This window comes from Variovorax sp. KBW07 (genome assembly GCF_003852515.1).
Taxonomy (GTDB): Bacteria; Pseudomonadota; Gammaproteobacteria; order Burkholderiales; family Burkholderiaceae_C; genus Variovorax.
The window spans coordinates 483-17431 of sequence record NZ_QAJK01000043.1 but is presented as its reverse complement, the minus strand read 5'-3'; the positions used below and the strand labels follow the sequence as shown (position 1 = coordinate 17431).

At 65.4% G+C, this 16949-nt stretch carries 16 protein-coding genes; 8 read left to right on the top strand and 8 right to left on the bottom strand.

Annotated features, from left to right (window positions below):
- Positions 1 to 6 precede the first annotated feature (6 nt).
- Positions 7 to 1569, top strand: coding sequence for a DHA2 family efflux MFS transporter permease subunit (locus tag DBV14_RS09080; protein ID WP_124458861.1), 1563 nt, complete (start codon positions 7 to 9; stop codon positions 1567 to 1569).
- A 112-nt stretch (positions 1570 to 1681) separates the two neighbouring features.
- Positions 1682 to 2602: a LysR family transcriptional regulator gene (locus tag DBV14_RS09075; protein ID WP_124458860.1), complete on the top strand. Its 921-nt coding sequence runs from the start codon at positions 1682 to 1684 to the stop codon at positions 2600 to 2602.
- A 6-nt stretch (positions 2603 to 2608) separates the two neighbouring features.
- Here the strand turns inward: DBV14_RS09075 and DBV14_RS09070 are convergent, their stop codons facing one another.
- The 8 genes from DBV14_RS09070 to DBV14_RS09035 form a co-directional block, all read right to left on the bottom strand.
- A complete protein-coding gene (locus DBV14_RS09070; protein WP_124458859.1) occupies positions 2609 to 3247 on the bottom strand; it encodes a cysteine hydrolase family protein in 639 nt (212 codons plus the stop codon).
- A 132-nt stretch (positions 3248 to 3379) separates the two neighbouring features.
- Positions 3380 to 4582 carry an AGE family epimerase/isomerase gene (locus DBV14_RS09065; protein ID WP_124458858.1) on the bottom strand — a complete coding sequence of 401 codons (1203 nt, stop codon included), beginning with the start codon at positions 4580 to 4582 and terminating at the stop codon, positions 3380 to 3382.
- A gap of 16 nt (positions 4583 to 4598) precedes the next feature.
- On the bottom strand, positions 4599 to 5849 hold the full coding sequence (locus DBV14_RS09060; protein ID WP_124458857.1) for a YbiU family protein: 1251 nt from the start codon (positions 5847 to 5849) through the stop codon (positions 4599 to 4601).
- A 37-nt stretch (positions 5850 to 5886) separates the two neighbouring features.
- Complete coding sequence (locus DBV14_RS09055) at positions 5887 to 7008, bottom strand: ABC transporter ATP-binding protein (RefSeq protein ID WP_124458856.1); 1122 nt, start codon at positions 7006 to 7008, stop codon at positions 5887 to 5889.
- 9 nt (positions 7009 to 7017) lie between these two features.
- Complete coding sequence (locus DBV14_RS09050) at positions 7018 to 7893, bottom strand: carbohydrate ABC transporter permease (protein ID WP_124458855.1); 876 nt, start codon at positions 7891 to 7893, stop codon at positions 7018 to 7020.
- Positions 7886 to 8752: a carbohydrate ABC transporter permease gene (locus tag DBV14_RS09045; RefSeq protein WP_124458854.1), complete on the bottom strand. Its 867-nt coding sequence runs from the start codon at positions 8750 to 8752 to the stop codon at positions 7886 to 7888. The genes DBV14_RS09050 and DBV14_RS09045 overlap by 8 nt, the downstream gene beginning before the upstream one ends.
- 31 nt (positions 8753 to 8783) lie before the next feature.
- Positions 8784 to 10025 (bottom strand): ABC transporter substrate-binding protein, encoded by a 1242-nt coding sequence (locus tag DBV14_RS09040; RefSeq protein WP_124458853.1) that lies wholly within the window; start codon positions 10023 to 10025, stop codon positions 8784 to 8786.
- Between the two features lie 142 nt (positions 10026 to 10167).
- A complete protein-coding gene (locus DBV14_RS09035) occupies positions 10168 to 11145 on the bottom strand; it encodes a LacI family DNA-binding transcriptional regulator (protein WP_124458852.1) in 978 nt (325 codons plus the stop codon).
- Between the two features lie 226 nt (positions 11146 to 11371).
- Here DBV14_RS09035 and DBV14_RS09030 point away from each other — a divergent pair, with 226 nt between their 5' ends.
- The 6 genes from DBV14_RS09030 to DBV14_RS33830 all read left to right on the top strand — a co-directional run.
- Positions 11372 to 12142: an ABC transporter ATP-binding protein gene (locus DBV14_RS09030; protein ID WP_124458851.1), complete on the top strand. Its 771-nt coding sequence runs from the start codon at positions 11372 to 11374 to the stop codon at positions 12140 to 12142.
- Position 12143: 1 nt separating this feature from the next.
- Positions 12144 to 12851 carry an ABC transporter ATP-binding protein gene (locus tag DBV14_RS09025; RefSeq protein WP_124458850.1) on the top strand — a complete coding sequence of 236 codons (708 nt, stop codon included), beginning with the start codon at positions 12144 to 12146 and terminating at the stop codon, positions 12849 to 12851.
- 84 nt (positions 12852 to 12935) lie between these two features.
- Positions 12936 to 14132 carry an ABC transporter substrate-binding protein gene (locus tag DBV14_RS09020; protein WP_124458849.1) on the top strand — a complete coding sequence of 399 codons (1197 nt, stop codon included), beginning with the start codon at positions 12936 to 12938 and terminating at the stop codon, positions 14130 to 14132.
- Between the two features lie 60 nt (positions 14133 to 14192).
- Positions 14193 to 15389, top strand: coding sequence for an ABC transporter substrate-binding protein (locus tag DBV14_RS09015; RefSeq protein ID WP_124458848.1), 1197 nt, complete (start codon positions 14193 to 14195; stop codon positions 15387 to 15389).
- Between the two features lie 45 nt (positions 15390 to 15434).
- On the top strand, positions 15435 to 16310 hold the full coding sequence (locus DBV14_RS09010; protein WP_124458847.1) for a branched-chain amino acid ABC transporter permease: 876 nt from the start codon (positions 15435 to 15437) through the stop codon (positions 16308 to 16310).
- Positions 16311 to 16320: 10 nt separating this feature from the next.
- Positions 16321 to 16949 (top strand): branched-chain amino acid ABC transporter permease (locus DBV14_RS33830; RefSeq protein ID WP_260396884.1); only part of this gene is annotated, 629 nt, incomplete at its 3' end.

Here is a 16949-nt window from a genome sequence, read left to right as displayed (position 1 = left end):
CGCGCAATGGCCACTGCTGCTCCAGCCTACATAGCGCACGCGCCACTCGAGGGCTCTGCCCGCGTCTGGGGCACGATCGCGCTTTCCGCGGCAACCTTCATGAACGTGCTCGACTCGTCGATCGCGAACGTGTCGTTGCCCGCCATCTCGGGCGACCTGGGCGTGAGCACCACGCAAGGCACCTGGGTCATTACAAGCTTCGCGGTGGCCAACGCCATCGCGGTGCCGCTCACCGGTTTCATGACGCAGCGCTTCGGACAGGTGCGCCTGTTCATGGCCAGCGTGATCCTGTTCATGGTGGCCTCGCTGCTGTGCGGCCTGGCGCCGAACATGACCACGCTGATCCTGTTCCGCGCGTTGCAGGGCTTCGTCGCGGGCCCGATGATTCCGCTGTCGCAGACGCTGCTGCTGTCCAGCTATCCGAAGGCCAAGGCCGGCCTTGCGATGGCCATGTGGTCCATGACCACGCTGGTCGCGCCGGTGATGGGGCCGCTGCTCGGCGGCTGGATCACCGACAACATCTCGTGGCCGTGGATCTTCTACATCAACATCCCCGTGGGCATCGTCGCGGCCGCCATCACGTGGGCGCTGTATCGCAAGCGCGAAAGCACCACGCACAAGGTGCCCATCGACGCCATCGGACTGGCGCTGCTGGTGCTGTGGGTCGGCTCCATGCAGCTGATGCTCGACAAGGGCAAGGAGCTCGACTGGTTCCATTCGCCGCAGATCATCACGATGGCCGTGATCGCCGTGGTCGGCTTCGCGTTCTTCCTGATCTGGGAGCTGACCGACAAGCACCCGGTGGTCGACCTGTCGCTGTTCAAGCGCCGCAACTTCTGGTCGGGTGCCGTGGCAACCGCCGTTGCGTACGGCCTGTTCTTCGGCAACGTGGTGCTGCTGCCGCTGTGGCTGCAGCAGTGGATGGGCTACACCGCCACGCAGGCGGGGATGATCATGGCGCCGGTGGGCATGCTGGCCATCTTCTTCTCGCCGGTGGTCGGGCTCACGGTGGCCAAGATCGATCCGCGCCGCTATGCGACGTTCTCGTTCCTGGTGTTCGCGCTGGTGTTGTGGATGCGGTCGAACTTCAACACGCAGGCCGACTTCGTGACGATCATCATCCCGACGATCATCCAGGGCATCGCGATGGCGTTCTTCTTCATTCCGCTGGTGACCATCACGCTGTCGGGCCTCACGCCCGACCGCATTCCGGCGGCGTCGGGGTTGTCGAACTTCCTGCGCATTACCGCGGGCGCCATGGGCACATCGATCACCACCACGCTGTGGGAGAACCGCGCGGCGCTGCACCACTCGCAGCTGGCCGAAACGGTGAACCAGGGCAACAACGCGGCGACCAGCGCCATGGCCGGCCTTGCCAGCAACGGGTTCAGTACCGAGCAGGTGCTGGGCCAGCTGAACCGCATCGTCGACCAGCAGGCCTTCATGCTGGCCACCAACGACATCTTCTATGCGTCGGCCATCTTGTTCCTGCTGCTGATTCCGCTGGTGTGGCTGGCACGGCCGCAAAAGGGCGGTGCGGGTGGAGACGCCGCGGCCGGCGCGCATTAACGGGGCATTGACGGCGCACTGATGGCACGTTGACAACGCACTTCATCGTTGCCCCCAGGGCTTCATCACGAAGCCCCGGGGGCATTTTCAATTCCGGACCCCAGCCCCGCACATGGATCAATTCACCGCCATGAAGGCGTTTCGCGCGGTCGTCGAGGCCGGTGGCTTCACGGCCGCGGCCGAGACGATGGACGTTTCGCACACCGTCGTGTCGCGCCACGTCAAGCAACTGGAAGCCGCGCTCGGCGTGCAATTGCTCAACCGCACGACGCGGCGCTTTGCGCTCACGCAGGCCGGGCAGACCTACTACGAGCACAGCCGGCAGATCCTGGACCAGGTCGAGGCGGCCGCGCTGATCGTCGCGCAGCACCAGGTCGAGCCCGCGGGCCTGCTGCGCATCAACGCGCCGATGTCTTTCGGGCTCGAGGAACTGGCGCAATGGCTGCCCGCTTTTCTCGATGCGCACACCCAGGTCAAGGTCGACCTGGTGTGCAACGACCGCTTCGTCGACCTGATCGAAGAGGGCTTCGACGTGGGCCTGCGCCTGTCCTATTCGCTGTCGGATTCGACGCTGATCGTCAAGCGCCTGGCGAGCTTCGAAGAGTGGTGGGTGGCGGCGCCCGCCTACTTGAAGAAGCACGGAACGCCCGAGGTTCCCGCCGAGCTGCGCACGCACGACTGCCTCAACTATTCACTGGCGGTGAAGGCCGGGCAGCCGAGCTTCACGGCCGAAGACGGCAGTGTTCACACGGTCGACGTGGGCGGACGGCTGCAGGCCAACAGCGGCATCGTGCTGCGCGCAGCCGCGCTCGCGGGCACGGGGCTGGCGGCATCGCCGGAGTTCCTGGTGCGCGACCACGTGGCGCGCGGCGAACTGGTGCGCGTGCTGCCGGGTTTCAGCCAGCAGCGGTTGAACCTGTATGCGCTCTATCCGCAGAACAGGCACCTGTCGCCCAAGGTGCGCGCGTTCGTCGATTTCGCGGCCGCGCGCTACCTGCCACCCGCAGGTCAGGGCAGTGGCGGCAAGGGCTGACGTCCGTTACGGCGCTGGCGTCGGCGCGGCGATGCCGGTGTTCAGCAACCGCAGCACATCGGCGGTGGTGCGCACTTCGGCCACCACGTCCGACACGCCACGCAGTGCCGCGCGATGCAGTTCCCGGTGGCCGAGCACGCCGCCGTCTTCCAGGTCCAGGTCGCGCGTCGCGCAGGCATCGCTCACGATGAGGCTCTGGTAGCCGCGCGGTGCGGCGTCGAAGGCGGTGGCCGACACGCACATGTGCGTCATGAGGCCGGTCAGCACCAGCGTGCGGATGCCGCGTGCATGCAACTCGGCTTCCAGCGCGGTGCCCGCGAAAGCGCTCGGCGTCGCCTTCGTCAGTACGACATGGTGAGGGGCCGGGCGCAGCTCGGCGTGGATGCAGAAAGCCTCGCTGCCCTCCGCAAAGATCGGGCTGTCGGCCGGTGCCAGGTGCTGGGCGTGAAACACCGGCATTGCATGCCGGTCCGCCCAGTCGATCAGCCGTCGCGTCTGGCGCAGTGCGGCCAGGCCATCGGGAATGGGCATGCGCCCGTTGAAATACTCGTTCTGGAAATCGATCGCGATGAGTGCCGTGGTGGCAGGGTCGAGGCGGGTCGTTGGCTGCGCGCCGGTGAGGGTACGGATGCTGGGGTGCTTCATGCGGTCTCTCTGGTTGAAAAGAAGACCGAAGCGTACGAAGCGGCGTTGCCTTCGTGTAGGTGCGCAGCCGCACAAGACTTGTGCGAATCGTGTCGACCGACGACGGTTATTTCATGGGGCTTTCAAGGGCTTTCAAGCGCTTTCGAGCGCCTTCAACACGTCGTAGCACGCCCCCATCGTGTGATAGTCCGTCTTGCCGGCCGGGCTCTTCTCGTCGCTGATCTTCTGGTTCTGCGGCGTCAGGATGCGATACCACGCGCCGTGCTTGTGGTCGATGAAGTGCGCCCACGAATAGGCCCAGATGCTGTCGTACCAGTCCCAGTAGCTCGCATCGCCGGTGCGCACGGCGAGCAGCGCGGCAGCGGCGAAGCTTTCGGCCTGCACCCAGAAATACTTGTCGCCGTCGTACACCGAGCCATCGGGCGCGAAGCCGTAGACCAGCCCGCCGTTGTCGGCGTCCCAGCCGCGGAACATCGCGGTGTCGAAGAAGTGTTTGGCACGCGGCAAGATCCAGCTCGACTCGCGGCCCTCGGCCACCAGATGGCGCTCCAGCTGCAGCAGCAGCTTGGCCCATTCGGTCAGGTGCCCGGTCTGGAAACCCCAGGGCTTGAAGATGTCGCTGCGGTCGCCGCGGTTGAAGTCCCAGTCGACCGACCAGTCCGCGCGGTAGTGCTCCCACACCAGCCCGTCGGCCAGTGCGGCCTGCCGGCCCGTGACGGCCTGCGCAAGGGCGAGCGCGCGGTCGAGGTAGCGTGTCTGGCGCGTTGCCTCGAAGGCCGCCATCATCGCCTCGCAGGCATGCATGTTGGCGTTCTGGCCGCGATAGGGCGATACGCGCCAATCGGCCGTGGCTTCATCGGCATAGAGCTGGTGGCGCGGCTCCCAGAAGTGCTGCTCCATCAGGCCCCAGGCGTGCTCCAGCCCTTCGCGTGCGTCGCCCACGCCGGCCATCAGCGCATGCGCGTGCGCCAACAGCACAAAGGCCAGGCCATAGCAGTGCTGGGTGCCGTCCTGCACCGTGGCGTGGCCCGCGTGCCAGTCGATCTGCCATGCGTAGCCGCCCCCCGGCTGCGCATGCGCGCCCTGCAGGAAAGCCAGGCCATGCCGCACCGCATCGAGGTCTGCCGCATGCCCGAATCGGCGGTATGCGTTCGCGTGGTTGAACACGAAGCGCGTACTGCTCACCAGGTGGCGCGTGCGGCTGTCGTAGACGGTGCCGTCGTCCTTGAAGAAATGAAAGAAGCCGCCCGAAGCATCGGTGTCGCGCGGCTCGTAGAAGGCCAGCGTGTGCCGGATGTGGTCGATCAGGAAATCGGGTGAACGGAAGTCGGGCATAAAAAAGCAGGGTTCGTCAATCCCAGGAGTGCAAGCCCATCTGACGCATCCCGAGGGGTGTCAGGTCGTCAGGCGTGGCACGGCCTTTGAAATCGACTTCGTAGTCTTCGGGTGCGAAATCGGGGCTGCTGCGTCCGGCCAGGAAGGCCGGCGCCTGCCGCGCCATGAAAGCGCGGTTTTTCTCGCACCAGGGCGCCGCGGAGATGTATATCACGCTGCTGTGCTGGCTGCCACGGTGCTCGTCCTCGACGGCGTGGATCACGTCGGAGTGCCACCACACGGTGTCGCCGGGCTCGACCAGGGGGATCGGGACCAGCCCTTCGCGCAGCGCGCCATGCCATTCGGCCGTGGCGCCGAGCGCGCGGCCCGGCTTTGCACCGCAGAGGTCGCCCTCGGGCACGTCGGGCTGCAGCGCGCGCAACAGCATCCAGGGTGCGGTGCGCGAGATCGGCACCAGCCGCAGCGTGCCGTCGCCCGGACCCTGGCGCGACAGCGCGGTCCAGCCCTGGAAGGTGCGAAAGGCCGAGCAGACGGCGGGAGAGGGGATCTCCCGCGTGTCGATGCGGCCTTCGGCATCGAAGGGGTCGAAGCGCGCGAGATCGCCTTCGAACACTTCGCGGTAGACGTGGCGAAAGGTCGGCTCGCACCAGCGCTCGACCGAGCCGCCGTCGGAGTGCGGCGACAGGCCCAACGTCGAATCGCCGGGCTCGCGCCGGCGGATGCGGTCGGCGTAGTTGGCCTGGCGGTCGGGGTCGAAGAAGCGGGTGCCGTTCTTCTCGAAGGTCCAGAGGCGGTTGAGAAAGGTGCGCGTGGTGTTCATGCGCTCGTCTTGCCGTGCCTGCATCTGCGGGCGCGACCAGTAGAGGCCGAAAATCTGCGGCCGGCCCGAGGCCAGTGCGCTGAAATACTTGTCGAGCCCGGCCTTGGCGCGCGCGTGCTCAAGGTAGTTGTTGCCGTCGATGTAGCTGTGGATTTCTTCGTTCCACGCCTGCACCTGCACCGGATCGAACACGCCGCGCACCACCACGCAGCCGCGCCGGTGGATGCGCGCAATTTGCTCGGGCGACACGCGCCCGTGCGCAATGTCGGCATAGGCCAGCTCCGGCACCACGCCGCCGCTGGCCTGTTCGGCACGCACCATGGCCACCTCGTCTTCGATGAACTCGGTTTCGAGCGCAAAGCGCCGTGCGAGGTCGGGCACGCTGGCGCGCAGTGCGCGCTGGGCTCGCAACACGGCGCCGGGAATGTCGTTCATCCAGTCGGTCATGGCAGGCTTTCTCTTGGGTGTCTGCTTGGGTGCCTGGTCAGGCGATCAGCGTCTCTGCCTCGGTGTCGAAGAAAACGATCTTCGACAGGTCGATGGCGAAGCGCGCGGTGGTCCCGGGCTGGAGCGTGACGTCGGGCGGCAGGCGCGCCGTGAAATCATGTCCGCCGAATTCGAGCACCACCAGCGTGTCCGCGCCGGTAGGCTCGATCACCTGCACGCGTGCGGTCACCAGGCTTTGCGACCCGTGTGCCGCGGTGTCGACCGTCGCCAGGTCGACGGCTTCGGCGCGCAGCCCGACGATCACTTCCCGGCCCGCATGCGCATGCAATTGCGCGGGCGTCAGCGACAGCGGCAGGTCGATGCTCACCGCATCGTCGCCGCCCGCGGTCAGCAACTGCAACCCGCCGGAAGGCGACATCGTCACCCGCATGCGCAGCAGGTTCATGCGCGGCGAGCCCATGAAGCTCGCCACGAAAGTGTTCGCGGGCCGGTTGTAGACCTCGTGCGGCGTGCCCAGCTGCTGCAATACACCGCCCTTCATCACGGCGATGCGCGTGGCCAGGGTCATCGCCTCGATCTGGTCGTGCGTGACGTAGACGATGGTGGCCTTGAGCCGCTGGTGCAGCTTCTTGATCTCGGTGCGCATGTCCAGGCGCAACTGCGCGTCCAGGTTGGAGAGCGGTTCGTCGAACAGGTAGAGCTGCGGCTCGCGCGCCAGCGCACGGCCGATGGCCACGCGCTGCCGCTGGCCGCCCGAGAGCTGGCGTGGCTTGCGGTCCATGAGGTGGCCGATCTGCAGCAGCTCGCCCACCTTCTTCACGCGTTCGGCGCGCGTGGCCTTGTCGACCTTGCGCATCTCCAGCGGAAACTCGATGTTCTTGGCCACCGTCATGTTGGGGTAGAGCGCGTACGACTGGAACACCATCGAGATGTTCCGCTCCGCGGGCGCCACCTTCGTGATGTCCGCGCCGTTCAGGCGAAGCTCGCCTTCGGTGGGCTCCTCCAGCCCGGCGATGATGTTCATCAGCGTGCTCTTGCCGCAGCCCGAGGGCCCGACCAGCACGAGGAACTCGCCGTCGACCAGGTTGATGGAGATGTCGTGCAGTATCTGGACAGGGCCGAAGCTCTTGCGAATACCAATCAGATCCAGGGATGCCATGGGGAAGGTTCAGCCTTTGACCGAGCCGGCCATCAGGCCGCGCACGAAGTATTTTCCGGAGATGAGATACACGACCAGCGTCGGCAGCGCCGCAATGAACGCCCCCGCGAAATGCACGTTGTATTCCTTGACCCCGGTGGAGCTGTTCACCAGGTTGTTGAGCGCCACCGTGATCGGGAACGAGCTGTAGTCGCTGAACGAGGCGCCGAACAGGAATTCGTTCCAGATGTTGGTGAACTGCCAGATCACCGTCACCACGATGATCGGCGTGCTGTTGGGCAGCAGGATGCGCAGCAGCACCCCGAAGAAGCCCGCGCCGTCCATCCGCGCCGAACGCACCAGCTCTTGCGGAAACGCCGCGTAGTAGTTGCGAAAGAACAGGGTGGTGAAGCCGATGCCGTACACCACGTTCACGAAGATCAGCCCCGTCACCGTGCCCGCGATGCCGAGGAAACCCAGCGTCTTTGCCATGGGGATCAGCACGATCTGGAACGGAATGAACACCGAGAACAGCATGGCCGCGAACAGCAGGTGCGCGCCGCGAATGCGGAACTGCGTGAGGATGTAGCCGTTCAGTGCGCCGATCAGCGTGGAGATTGCCACCGCCGGCACCACCAGCAGGAACGAGTTGATGAAGTAGGGCTTGAGCCCCGTGGGCTGCACGCCGATCTGTGCCGTGCTCCATGCCGCGCGCCAGGGCTCCAGGGTCCAGGCGATGGGCAGCGTCAGCAGGTTGCCGCTGCGAATTTCTTCCAGCGGCTTCAGCGAATTGATGACCATCACGTAGACGGGCATCAGGAACACGAAGGCCAGCACAAGCAGCGCGGCATACAGGATGACTCGCACCGCGTGGGCGCCCCAGGCGTGTTTGGAGCGTTCAGCCATTTTTTGCTCCCCGCATCTCGCGCAGCAGGTACGGCACCACCACGATCCCGATGGCCACTAGCATGAGCACCGAGCTGGCCGCGCCCACCGCCATCTCGTTGCGCGTGAAGGTGTACTGGTACATGAAGACCGACGGCAGCCAGGTCGAGCGACCCGGCCCGCCGTTGGTCAGCGCGATCACCAGGTCGTACGACTTGATCGCCATGTGCGCCAGGATCACGAAGGCCGAGACGAACACCGGCCCGAGCTGCGGAATCACGATGCGTGTGTAGATCTGCCACGGGCGTGCGCCGTCGACCCGCGCCGCGCTGATCTGCTCGCTGTCGACGCCGCGCAGCCCCGCGAGAAACATCGCCATCACGAAGCCCGTGGTCTGCCACACGGCGGCGATGACCACGCAGTAGATCGCCATCTCGCCGTCCTTGATCCAGTCGAACGAGAAGGCGGTCCAGCCCAGGCTGCGCAACGTGTGCTCGATGCCCACGCCCGGGTCGAGCAACCACTTCCAGGCCGTGCCCGTGACGATCAGCGAGAGCGCCATCGGGTACAGGTAGATCGAGCGCAGCACGCCCTCGGCACGCACCTTCTGGTCGATGAGGATCGCGAGCACGAGGCCCAGCGCCATTGCCACCACGATGTAGAGGCTCGCGAAGATCGCGAGGTTGCGCAGCGACACCGCCCAGTTCTCCAGCCCCAGCAGCCGTTCGTAGTTGGCCGTGCCGGCCCACTCGGCGGAGGGCAGCATGGTCGAGGTGGTGAACGACAGGTACACCGTGAACATGATGTAGCCGTATACGCACACCAGCACGAGCAGTGCGCTCGGGCTCAGCAGCAGCTTGGGCAGCAGTCCGGCTTTCATGAGCGGACGGGCACTCCGAAACAGCAGCGCATCAGTTCTTCGCCGCAGACACCATGGCCGCCACCGCCTTCTTGTCGTCGAGTTGGCCGTTGAAGTGGCGCGTGATCACGTCGTAGAAGGCGTTCTTGATCGAGGCCGGCTCCGCATGGCCGTGCCCGAGCGAACCCACCAGCGTGTTGGCCTTGCTGGCCTCGGCCAGGTCCTTGATGGCCTTCTTGCCGCAGGCGTCGAAGGCGGTGTCGGGCACGTCGGTGCGCGCCGGGGCCGAGCCCTTGGCCACGTTGAAGGCCGACTGGAAGCCCGGGTCCATGATCGCGGCGGCCAGCTTTTGCTGTGCGGCGGTCTTGCCGGCGTCCTTGAGCGTGAACATCACGAACTGGTCGGCGTTGAAGGTCACGGTGCCTTGCGTGCCAGGAAAGCGGAAGCAGGCGAAGTCCTTGCCGGGCACTTGCTTGGCATTGACGAACTCACCCTTGGCCCAGTCGCCCATGATCTGAAAGCCTGCCTTGCCGCCGATGACCATGCCCGAGGCCACGTTCCAGTCGCGTCCCGAAAAATCCTTGTCGACCAGCTTGCGCAGTTGCGCCATGCGCTGGAACACCTTCTCGGTGGTGGGCGAATTGAGGGTCTTGGTGTCGAGGTCGATGAAGGCCTTGCGGTAGTAGTCGACGCCGCCCGTGGACATGGCCACGCTGTCGAACAGCGTGGCGTCCTGCCAGGGCTGACCGCCGTGGGCGAGGGCGATGAAGCCGGCCTTCTGCACCTTCTCGGCGGCGGCGATGAACTCGTCCCAGTTCTTCGGTTCGGCCGTCACGCCGGCCTTGGCCAACACGGCCTGGTTGGCCCAGACCCAGTTGGTCGAGTGCACGTTGACCGGTGCGGCAATCCACTTGCCGTTGTACTTCGAGAACTTCTGCAGCGCGGGCGGCACCACCTTGTCCCAGCCGTCCTTCTGCGCGAGTGCGTTGAGGTCGGCCACCACGCCCTGCTTGCCCCAGTCGAGGATGTCGAAGCCCAGCATCTGCGAAGCGGTGGGCGGGTTGCCCGAGGTCACGCGGGCGCGCAACGCCGTCATTGCGGCCTCTCCGCCGCCGCCGGCCACTGGCATGTCGTTCCACTTCACGCCCTGCTTCTCGAGGTTGGACTTGAGCACGTTGAGCGCGCCGGCCTCGCTGCCCGAGGTCCACCAGTGCAGCACCTCCACGGCTTGCTGCTGGGCTAGGGCGGCGCTGGCGACAAGGCCGATGGAAATGGCGACGATGCTCTTTTTCATGTGTTTCTCCGGTTGCAGGGTGCGCGGCAGTTTAGGCAGGGCTTGGTGCCCTTCCGTCGTGTGCTTTCCCGGACGAAACACAGCGTTGGCAGCGCAACAAAGGCCGCCTTGCCGGAAGAAAAACAGTGAGAGAAAAGGGGCGTCAGCCCACCGTGCTCTGCCGCACGATCAGTTCGACCGGCAAAGTGTTCAGGCGCGGCAGCGAGGCGCCCTGCATGGTCAGCTCCACGCCCATGCGGCCCAGCGCCTGGCGGTCCACGCGCACCGTGGTGAGCGGGGGCTTGGCCGAGGCAGCGGTCTGGATGTCGTCGAAGCCGACGATCGCAATGTCCTGCGGTACGCGCAGGCCGGCCGCCAGGCAGGTGTCGAGCGCCGAGAGCGCGGCCATGTCGTTGCATGCGAACACGGCGTCCGGCGGCTTGCGAAGCCGCAGCAGATGCTGCATTGCGACGGATGCGCCGCGGTCGTGCGGCTGCCCCAGCGGTGCGACCACTTCCAGTTCGGGGTCGGCCAGGATGCCGGCCTCGAACAACGCCCGGCGGTAGCCCTGGGCGCGCTCCAGGATGCTCACATGGGCCAGCGAGCCCGCGATGTAGGCGATGCGCCGGCGCCCGATGTCCAGCAGATGGCGGGTGGCCAGGTAGCCGCCAGCCGTGTTGTCGGGGTTCACGGCGAGCATGTCGCGCAGCGAGAAATCGATCAGCGCGAAGGGCAGGTCGAGCCCGGCCACCAGGTCGAGCACTTCGGTTTCGAAGAAGCCGGCCGCAAGGATCATGTCGGGCTCGTGCAGCCGCAGCTGTTCGCGGATCGGGTCGGTCGGGCCGCAGGTGAGCAGCGTGGGCACGATGCCGGCCTCGCGGCAGGCTTCTTCCACCCCGTGCAGCACGTCCGAGAAGAAGGGGTTGACCGCAAAGTGGCTGTGCTGGCGGTGCACCATGAAAACCAGCCGCCTGGCCTTGGCGCTGCGCAGGCGCCCGGCGTTGTAGCCGATGTTGCTAGCGACCTTGCGGATCATGCGGCGGGTGTCGTCCGACAGGCCGCGCTGGTTCTTCAGGGCTCGCGATACGGTGCTGATCGACACACCGGCCGCCTCGGCCACATCGCGGATCGTTACGGGCATGGAATGCATGGAGGGTTGGGAGCGCGGAGGCGTTATTGTCATCGCGACGACAATTAGTGATAGCGCATAACTTCTCAAAGGTGCGCAGGTTGCACTGCAGCATAGGCATTTGCCCCAGTATGCAAGCGCAGGGCACGCACGAACAATCGGTCCGCGCTCGATGGTGGCGCAATGAGATGGACCGCATGACCGACTTTCTTTTTCCGCACTCCGGCGACCTCGCGAGATGAGCGACGTCATTCTGGAAACACGCCAGCTCACCAAGGAATTCAAAGGGTTCACCGCGGTCAGCAAGGTCAACCTGTCGGTGGTGCGCGGGTCGATCCACGCGCTCATCGGTCCCAACGGCGCCGGCAAGACGACCTGCTTCAACCTGCTCACCAAGTTCCTCGAGCCGACCACCGGCACGATCCTGTTCAACGGGCAGGACATCACGGGTGAGCGGCCGGCGCAGATTGCACGGCGCGGCATCATCCGCTCGTTCCAGATATCGGCCGTGTTTCCGCACCTCACCTTGCTGGAGAACGTGCGGCTGGGGCTGCAACGCAAGCTCGGCACTTCGTACCATTTCTGGAAGAGCGAGAAGTCGCTCAAGCCGCTCGATGCGCGTGCGCGCGAACTGCTGGCCGAAGTGGGCCTGGAAGACCTGGCCGACGAGCAGACCGTGAACCTGCCCTACGGCCGCAAGCGCGCTCTCGAAATTGCCACCACGCTGGCCATGGAGCCCGAGCTGATGCTGCTCGACGAGCCCACGCAGGGCATGGGCCACGAAGACGTGCACCGCGTGGCCGAGCTCATCAAGCGCGTGTCGGCCGGGCGCACCATCCTGATGGTCGAGCACAACATGAGCGTGGTCTCGACCATTGCCGACACCATCACCGTGCTGCAGCGAGGCGCCGTGCTGGCCGAAGGCCCCTACGCCGAAGTCTCGAAGAACCCGCAGGTGATGGAAGCCTACATGGGCACCACCGACGGCCAACTCCAAGGGGCCCACTGACATGACCGCCGCACTGCAAATCAAGGGCCTGCAAGCCTGGTACGGCGAATCGCACGTGCTGCACGGCGTCGACATGGTCGTGCAGCCGGGCGAAGTCGTCACGCTGCTGGGCCGCAACGGCGCGGGCCGCACCACCACGCTGCGCGCCATCATGGGCCTGACCGGCGCGCGCAAGGGCAGCATCGAGGTCAATGGCAAAGAGACCATCGGCATGCCGACGCACCGCATCGCGCACCTGGGCATCGGCTATTGCCCCGAAGAGCGCGGCATCTTCGCCAGCCTCTCGTGCGAAGAAAACCTGATGCTGCCACCCGAGCTGAAGGGTGCGGGGCAGGGCATGTCGGTCGAAGAGATCTACACCATGTTCCCCAACCTGGCCGAGCGCCGCCACAGCCAGGGCACGCGCCTGTCGGGCGGCGAGCAGCAGATGCTGGCCGTGGCGCGCATCCTGCGCACCGGCGCCAAGCTGCTGCTGCTCGATGAAATTTCCGAGGGCCTGGCCCCCGTCATCGTGCAGGCGCTGGCCCGCATGATCACCATGCTGCGCGCCAAGGGCTACACCATCGTCATGGTGGAGCAGAACTTCCGTTTCGCGGCACCTCTGGCCGACCGCTTCTACGTCATGGAGCACGGCCGCATCGTCGAGAAATTCGGCGCGGCCGAGCTCGAAGCCAAGATGCCGGTGCTGACCGAGCTGCTCGGCGTCTGATACCCGATACCCAGTACCCAGTAACCGTCAAGTCCACAAGACACCTTCCTCCATCCCACAAAGATTCCTTCAGGAGACAACCGCATGAACAAGAAACTCGGCCTCATCGCCACCGCCATCGGCATCCTCGCGCTGGGCGCGGGCGCAGCGCAGGCACAGGAAAAAGTGAAGATCGGTTTCGTCACCGACCTGTCCAGCCTGTACGCCGACCTCGAAGGCAAGGGCGGTGCCACCGCCATCCAGATGGCCATCGACGATTTCGGTGGCAAGGTGCTGGGCCAGCCCATCGAGCTGCTGGTCGCGGACCACCAGAACAAGGCCGACATCGCGGCATCGAAGGCCCGCGAGTGGATCGACACCGCCGGCGTGACGATGGTCTTCGGTGGCACCAACTCGGGCGTGGCGCTGGCCACCGCCAAGGTGGCCGAAGAAAAGAAGCGCGTGTACTTCAACAACGGCGCCGGCAGCTCGGTGCTCACCAACGAGCAGTGCTCGCCCTACACCGTGCACTACGCCTACGACACCGTGGCGCTGGCCAAGGGCACCGGCGCGGCGGTTGTAGACCGCGGCGGCAAGAGCTGGTTCTTCCTGACGGCCGACTACGCCTTCGGCCATGCGCTCGAAGCCGACACCACCAAGGTCGTGAAGGAGAAGGGCGGCACTGTTGTGGGCGCCGTGCGCCATCCGCTCAACGCATCGGACTTCTCGTCGTTCCTGCTGCAGGCGCAGAACTCCAAGGCACAGATCCTCGGCCTGGCCAATGCGGGCGGCGACACAATCAACGCCATCAAGGCGTCGAAGGAATTCGGCATCAACAAGACCATGAAGACCGCCGGCCTGCTGGTCTTCCTGAGCGACATCCACAGCCTGGGCCTGAAGAACACCGAAGGCCTGCTGCATACCACCAGCTGGTACTGGGACCTGAACGACGAGTCGCGCAAGTTCGCCAACCGCTTCTTCGAGAAGACCAAGCGCATGCCCACCGACGTGCAGGCCGCCGACTACTCGGCCACCTCCACCTACCTGAAGGCCGTGGCCGCCGCCAAGACCACCGACTCCGACAAGGTGATGGCGCAGCTCAAGAGCATGAAGATCGACGACTTCTACGGCAAGGGCCAGATCCGCGCCGACGGCAGCTTCATCCACGACATGTACCTGGTCGAGGTGAAGTCGCCCGCCGAGTCCAAGAAGCCCTGGGACTACCTGAAGGTGCTCAAGACGCTGCCGGGCGAACAGGTCTTCACCACGAAGGCCGAGACCAAGTGCGCCGCGTGGAAGTAACCCGCACCTGACGCTGCCGCCGCAGACCCTTCCATCGAAGCCAACCGAGAGAACCATCCCATGAAACGCACGCTCATTGCTTCCGCCTGCATCGCCGCTACCTGCTTCGTGGCCGCCGGCGCCGCGCAGGCCCAGGACAAGGTCAAGATCGGTTTCATCACCGACATGTCGAGCCTCTACGCGGACGTGGAGGGCAAGAACGGTGCGATCGCCATCCAGATGGCCATCGACGACTTCGGCGGCAAGGTCAACGGCATGCCCATCGAGCTGCTGCAGGCCGACCACCAGAACAAGGCCGACATTGCCGCCTCCAAGGCGCGCGAGTGGATCGACACGCAGGGGCTGACCATGCTGTTCGGCGGCACCACCTCCAGCACCGGGTTGGCCATGGCCAAGGTGGCGCAAGAGAAAAAGCGCGTCTTCATCGTGAACGGCGCCGGCAGCTCGGCGCTCACCAACGAGCAGTGCTCGCCCTACACCGTGCACTACGCCTACGACACCGTGGCGCTGGCCAAGGGCACCGGCAGCGCGGTGATCGCGCGTGGCGACAAGAGCTGGTATTTCCTGACGGCCGACTACGCCTTCGGCCAGGCGCTCGAAGCCGACGCCACCCGCGTGGTGAAGGAAAAGGGCGGCACCGTGCTGGGTGGCGTGAAGCATCCGCTGAACACCTCCGACTTCTCGTCCTTCCTGCTGCAGGCGCAGAACTCCAAGGCCCAGGTGCTGGCGCTCGCCAATGCGGGCGGCGACACGCAGAACGCCATCAAGTCGGCCAAGGAATTCGGCATTACCAAGTCGATGAAGATGGTCGGCCTGCTGGTGTTCGTGACCGACGTGCACAGCCTGGGCCTGAAGAACACCGAAGGCCTGCTGCTCACCACCAGCTGGGACTGGAACCTGGACGACAAGACACGCGCCTTCGGCAAGCGCTTCTTCGAGAAGACCAAGCGCATGCCCACCGACATCCAGGCGGCCGACTACTCGGCCACCATGACCTACCTGAAGGCCGTGCAGGCCGCCAAGACGGTCGATGCCGACAAGGTCATGGAGACCATCAAGAAGACGCCCATCGACGACTTCTACGCCAAGGGCACCGTGCGCGCCGACGGCCGCTTCGTGCACGACATGTACCTCATGCAGGTCAAGTCGCCGGCCGAGTCCAAGCAGCCGTGGGACTACTACAAGGTGGTCCAGAAGCTCAAGGGTGAAGACGTCTTCACGACCAAGGCCGAGAGCAAGTGCGCTCTGTGGAAGTGACATCCCGCGGGCGTCCGTGCGGCGCCCGGGTTCGTTGAAACGCTTATGAATATTTCCCTACCCGGCCTGTTGAGCCAGCTCCTCCTGGGGCTGGTCAACGGCTCGTTCTACGCCATTCTGAGCCTCGGGCTCGCGGTGATCTTCGGCCTGCTCAACGTCATCAACTTCGCGCATGGCGCGCTGTTCATGCTGGGTGCCGTCCTGACCTGGATGGCGATGGAGTATTTCGGCATCAACTACTGGGTGATGCTCATCGCGGCGCCCATCGTGATCGGCCTTTTCGGCGTGGTCATCGAACGCTTGCTGCTGCGCTGGATCTACAAGCTCGACCACCTGTACGGCCTGCTGCTCACGCTTGGGCTCACGCTGCTGATCGAAGGCGTGTTCCGCTCGGTCTACGGCGTGTCGGGCCTGCCCTACGACGCGCCCGAGGCGCTGTCGAGCGCCACCGACCTCGGCTTCATGGTGCTGCCCAACTACCGGGCCTGGGTGGTCGTCGCGTCGCTGGTGATCTGCTTCGCCACCTGGTACGTGATCGAGAAGACCCGGCTGGGCGCCTACCTGCGCGCCGGCACCGAGAACCCGCGGCTGGTGGAGGCCTTCGGCGTCAACGTGCCGCTGATGATCACGCTGACCTACGCCTTCGGCTGCGCCCTCGCGGCCTTTGCCGGCGTGCTGGCCGCGCCGGTGATGCAGGTCTCGCCGCTGATGGGGCAGAACCTCATCATCGTGGTGTTCGCGGTGGTCGTGATCGGCGGCATGGGTTCCATCATGGGCGCCATCCTCACCGGCCTGGGCCTCGGCGTGATCGAGGGGCTCACCAAGGTTTTCTATCCCGAGGCATCGTCTACGGTCGTGTTCGTGATCATGGTCATCGTGCTGCTGATTCGCCCCGCCGGCCTGTTCGGCAAAGAGAAATAAGGCGAGCCGCATGAACATGAAAAAAATCTCCACCGTCGTCTACGTCTTGCTGCTGGTCGCACTGCTCGCGGCGCCGTTCTTCGGCGCCTACCCGGTGTTCGTGATGAAGCTCATGTGCTTCGCACTGTTCGCCGCGGCCTTCAACCTGCTGCTGGGCTTCACGGGCCTGCTGTCGTTCGGCCACGCGGCCTTCCTGGGTGGCTCGGCCTACGTGGCCGGGCATGCCATGAAGGTCTGGGGCCTCACGCCCGAACTGGGCCTGATTGCGGGCACGCTCACTGGCGCCTTGCTCGGCTGGTTGTTCGGCATCCTGGCCATTCGCCGCCAGGGCATCTACTTCGCGATGATCACGCTGGCGCTTGCGCAGATGATGTTCTTCGTCGCGCTGCAGGCCAAGTTCACCGGCGGCGAAGACGGCCTGCAGGGCGTGCCGCGCGGCAAGCTCTTCGGCGTCGTCGACCTGTCGAACGACCTGTCGATGTACTACGTGGCGCTGGCCGTGGTCGTGGCGGCCTTCCTGCTGATCGTGCGAACCATCCACTCGCCGTTCGGCCAGGTGCTGAAGGGCATCAAGGAAAACGAGCCGCGCGCGCTGTCGCTGGGCTACGACGTGAGCCGCTTCAAGCTGCTGGCCTTCGT